The following is a 4448-nucleotide window of genomic DNA, read 5'->3' as shown; positions in this document are numbered from 1 at the left end:
GTGCTGCGCGGCTGCGGGGGGATCCGGGGGGCGGGCGGCCCGGCGAGGCGCGCCACCACCTCGTCGTCGGCGTCCGCCGGTTCGGGCTGGGCGTCGCTGCCGGCGGCGCGCAGGAGCGCGCGCACCAGCCCGCGCTCCTCGGGGAGCGAGACAAGCACGTCGGCGCCATGAGCCCCCGCCCGCGCGGTACGGCCGCCACGGTGCTGGTAGGTCTTGGGGTCGCTTGGCAGCCCCGCGTGCACGACGATGTCGACCCCGTCGACGTGGATGCCGCGGGCGGCCACGTCCGTGGCGACGAGAACACGGTGCGTGCCTTCGGAGAACCCGGCGAGCGCGCGGCTGCGGGCGTTCTGCGCCATGCCGCCGTGCAGCGGCTGGGCCGGCACCCCGGAGCGGGTGAGCTGTTCGGCGAGCCGGTCGGCGCCGCGCTGGGTGCGGGCGAACACCAGAGTCCGCCCGGAGCCGCCGGCCAGGGCGGTCACCAGCCGGGTGTGGGCGGCGGGGTCGGCGGCCTCAAGCGCGTGCCGGGACAGGGTGGAGACCTGCGCGGTCTCCGAGTCGATGGCGACGAGCACCGGCTCGGGCAGGTACTGGCGGACGAGCACCTCCACCTCACGGTCGAGGGTCGCGGAGAACAGCAGCCGCTGGCCGCCGGCGGGGGTGGCGTCCAGCAGCGCCCGCACAGCCGGCAGGAAGCCGAGGTCGCACATGTAGTCGGCCTCGTCCAACACGGTGATCGCGATCTCTTCGAGGGAGCAGGCGCCGCGTTCGATCAGGTCGGTGAGGCGGCCGGGGGTGGCGATGACGATATGCACGCCGCGCCGCAGCGAACTGATCTGCCGGGAGATCGACGTCCCGCCGTACACCGCGCGCAGGCGCAGGCCCAGCGGCCGGGACAGCGGGTCGAGGGCGTCGTGGACCTGCTGGGCGAGCTCCCTGGTGGGGACGAGGATCAGCCCGCGGGGGCGGCCCGGGGCGACCGCGCGGTTCTTCGCCAGCTCGGCGAGCATCGGCAGGCCGAACCCGAGGGTCTTGCCGGAGCCGGTGCTCGCCCGGCCGAGCATGTTCTCCCCGGCGAGGACGTCAGGCAGGGTCGCGGCCTGCACCGGGAACGGGGCGGTGATCCCCTGCCGGGCGAGAGCGGAGACAAGGGCGGCGGGCAGGCCCGCGTCCGCGAAGGAACTGGCCGGTGGCCGCGGCTCGCGGGTCGGCAGCGGTGGCCGCGCGGGTGCGGCGAACCGGTTCGGTCCGTTCTGCTTGCCACCTGAGCGGGGGCCGCCGCGGCCGCGATGGGCGGCGCCTCGAGCGGGCCGGGGGCGGCGGCGGGCAGGGGAGGGCTGAGTGTCACCGTGCTGAGACAGGGTTCTTCCGTCCGTCGTTGTCGAGGTCGCCGGGGGAACCACGGCGATCGTGTGGCAGCAGTCGTGTGTCCGCTTCGGGCCGCGTCACCAGAGCATGAGCGGGTGCACCCGCTACCAGGGTGCACGCCGACCTGCTGTCACACGGACCTCTGACGTGTGGCTGGATAACCACATGTCATGGACGGCTCGTAGCCGCCAGCGGTCTCAGGGTACACCGATCACGACCGCCGGTGCTAAGGGCGGCGCGCCCACCAGGGGTGAGACGTCGCGCACCCCGGTGTGGCGGGGGACGGCGCCGTGCGTCACGGTCACCGTGGGCCGGCAGCGGCAGCGGGCAGGCGCGGGCCGGCTGCCGTGGCCGGTCACAGGGAGTCGCTGGTAGCGGGCTGGTGGAGGGGCCGCGGGAAGGGCAGCCGGGAGGTGGGAGGGAGGGCGGGAGGGCGACGAGGGCCACCGCGGGGGACGTCAAAGCAGCAGCTCGGTCAGCAGGTGGATGACCAGGCCGGCGAGCGCCCCCACCACCGTGCCGTTGATGCGGATGTACTGCAGGTCACGGCCCACGTGCAGCTCGACCTTGACCGCGGTCTCGGTCGGCTCCCAGTTCGCGACCGTATCGGAGATCACCGTGGAGATGTCGGAGCGGTACCGCCGGACGAGCCACGCGACGGCCTCGGTGGCGGCGGTGTCGACACCCGCCCGCAGGTGGGGGTCGGTGACCAGCCGCCCGCCGAGCGCCTGCAGCTCGTCGGTGATCCTGGTCCGCAGCGCGCTGTCGGGATCGCCGGCGACGTCGGTCAGGATGGACCGGGTGGCGTTCCACATCGCCGCGGCCGCCTGGTGGATCTCGGGATGGTCGCGGACGCGCTCCTTGAGCTTCTCCACCCGTTCGGCGGTGTCCGGGTCGGTGCGCAGCTGCTCGCCGAACCGGGCGAGGAAGTCGTCCAGGGCCCTGCGCAGCAGGTGCTCGGGATTGGCGCGGACCTCGGCGGCGAACCGCAGCGCCTCCTCGTACGCGCGGGCGGCGATCACATCGTCCAGGAACCTCGGCGACCACGACGGCGCCTGGTCGGCGACGATCCGCATCACCGTGTCGGGGTTGTTGCGCAGCCAGGTCTCCGCCTGGACGGCGATCACGTCGACGAGCCGGTGGTGCAGGCCGCCGGCGGCGATCCGGCCGAGCGCCGTGCCCGCGGCCGGCGCCCAGGGACGGTCCATCACCCTGGCGAGGATGGTTTTCTCCATCACCTCCAGCGTCACCTCGTCCCGGATGTTCGAGACCGCCTCGACCAGCCGGCTGGACGCCTCCGCGGTGATCCTCTCGGCGTTGCCGCGCTCGCTGAGCCAGGTGCCGATCTGGACGGCCGCGCCCATGCTCGCGACCTTCTCCCGGATCACCGCGTCGGCCAGGAAGTTCTCGGAGACGAACCGCTCCAGGCTGCGGCCGAGGTCGTCCTTGCGGTTGGGGATGATCGCCGTGTGGGGGATGGGCAGGCCCAGCGGCCGGCGGAACAGCGCGGTCACCGCGAACCAGTCGGCGAGCGCTCCCACCGCGCCCGCCTCCGCCGCGGCCCGGACATAGCCCGCCCAGCCCGGCCCACCACCGGACTCCCAGCGCCAGAACACGACATAGACGACCACCACGAAGACCAGCAGGCCGGTCGCGATCGTCCGCATCCGGCGCAGCCCCCGCTGCAGCTCCGCGTCGCTGACCTGGCCGTCGCGGCCGGGCCCACCACCGCCGCGGCCGGCGGCGGCGCGAGGCCGGCCGGGATGTTGCCCGGGTGGCGCGTCCTCAGGCTGTGCTGTGTTGTCCGGCTGCGCCGGGGGTGGCGTCGTGGGCATCGTCCTCCACCCAGAGGTGTGTCGCGCCGATGGGAACCGGCGTTGGTCGAATGATCCCGGTCATGACCGCGCGGTTCCGGGCTGTCGGGGCGGCCGGGGCTGGTGATCGTGACCACCTGCCCACAGCGCGGCCGGCGGCCCCGGCCGTCGCCGCAGCGACCAGCCCAGAACGGCGAGGACGCCCAGCAGGGCACAGTAGGCACCGATCACCCGCCGCGGGTTCCCGTAAGCGGTCGCGAGCAGTTCTACCCCGAAGCCGGCGCCGACGACAGCCGCGACGACGGCGACAGCGATGACAGCGACGACGGCCGCCCTCGGCACGGGAGGCGGCAGCGGGCTCGATCCGGGGCCCGGCGCGACGCGGTCGCGGCGGGTGAGGGCCTTCAGGGCATGCCCGGCCGCGGGCGCGGCAAGCACGCCGATGATCGTGATGCCGGTGAGGAGGCCGACCGGGCCCGTCCGATGGGGGGTGACGACGAACCAGCTCCCGGCGGTGAAGACGATCAGGGATATCCGTGGCCTCGGTGCGCTGACCAGGATCGGCGCGAGCAGAAGCAGCAGGTAATGGCTCCATACGATGGGCGAGGCCACGAGCGCGGCGGCGAGCGTGCCAGCGAAGAGTATCCGCTCGTTCCCGCCGTGTCGTGGACGCGGCCAGCCGCCGGCCAGCACGGCCACGGCGGCCACGGCGGCCACGGCGGCCACGCGTGCGCACCAGGTGGCCACGCCCATGCCGAGACCGGTGTTGACCAGCAGGCCGGTGAGGCTGAGCCCCAGCGGCGCCTCCTCGCGGGCGAGCACCCCCAGCATCCCCAGGTAGGTGCGGGTGTCCACCGGGCTGGTCAGCTCCGTGACGGCCAGCAGCGCCCCGAGGCAGACAGCCGCCACCGCGCCCGCCTTCGTCCGGCGGGCCAGCACCAGCCACAGCCACACCGGTGCCAGGAACAGCTTGGCGTAGATGACACCGGCCGCAAGCATACCGGCGGTGACCGGACGGTCGCGAAAGCGCCACAGCGCGGCGAGGCCGAGGAACAGGACGGCGTTGAGCGTGCCCATCTGCAGGCCGGTGAGAGCACAGGAGGACATCAGCACCAGCGCGTACGCACGCCGGCCGCGGACGCCGAGCAGCCGGGCGCCGAGGAACAGCGCGCCCACCGACAGCGCGATGAAAACGGTCGCGCCGTTTTCGCCCAGCCACGACAGCGGGACGAAGGCGAAGGCGACGAGGTAGGGATACACATAGGC

At 73.9% G+C, this 4448-nt stretch carries 3 protein-coding genes; all 3 read right to left on the bottom strand.

Features of this window, described 5'->3' with window-relative positions:
• The coding region (locus NBX02_RS14470; protein ID WP_445548436.1) for a DEAD/DEAH box helicase at nucleotides 1-1064 on the bottom strand (1064 nt) is incomplete at its 3' end.
• A gap of 762 nt (nucleotides 1065-1826) precedes the next feature.
• Nucleotides 1827-3035, bottom strand: coding sequence for a DUF445 domain-containing protein (locus NBX02_RS14465; protein ID WP_445548435.1), 1209 nt, complete (start codon nucleotides 3033-3035; stop codon nucleotides 1827-1829).
• A 228-nt stretch (nucleotides 3036-3263) separates the two neighbouring features.
• Nucleotides 3264-4448: glycosyltransferase family 87 protein (locus NBX02_RS14460; RefSeq protein WP_250291737.1), on the bottom strand; the 1185-nt coding region annotated here is incomplete at its 5' end.

It is taken from the genome of Protofrankia sp. CiP1_Cm_nod1, assembly GCF_920888515.1.
GTDB lineage: Bacteria > Actinomycetota > Actinomycetes > Frankiales > Frankiaceae > Protofrankia.
The sequence above is the reverse complement of the archived record's forward strand: the minus strand, read 5'-3'. Positions and strand labels throughout refer to the sequence as shown.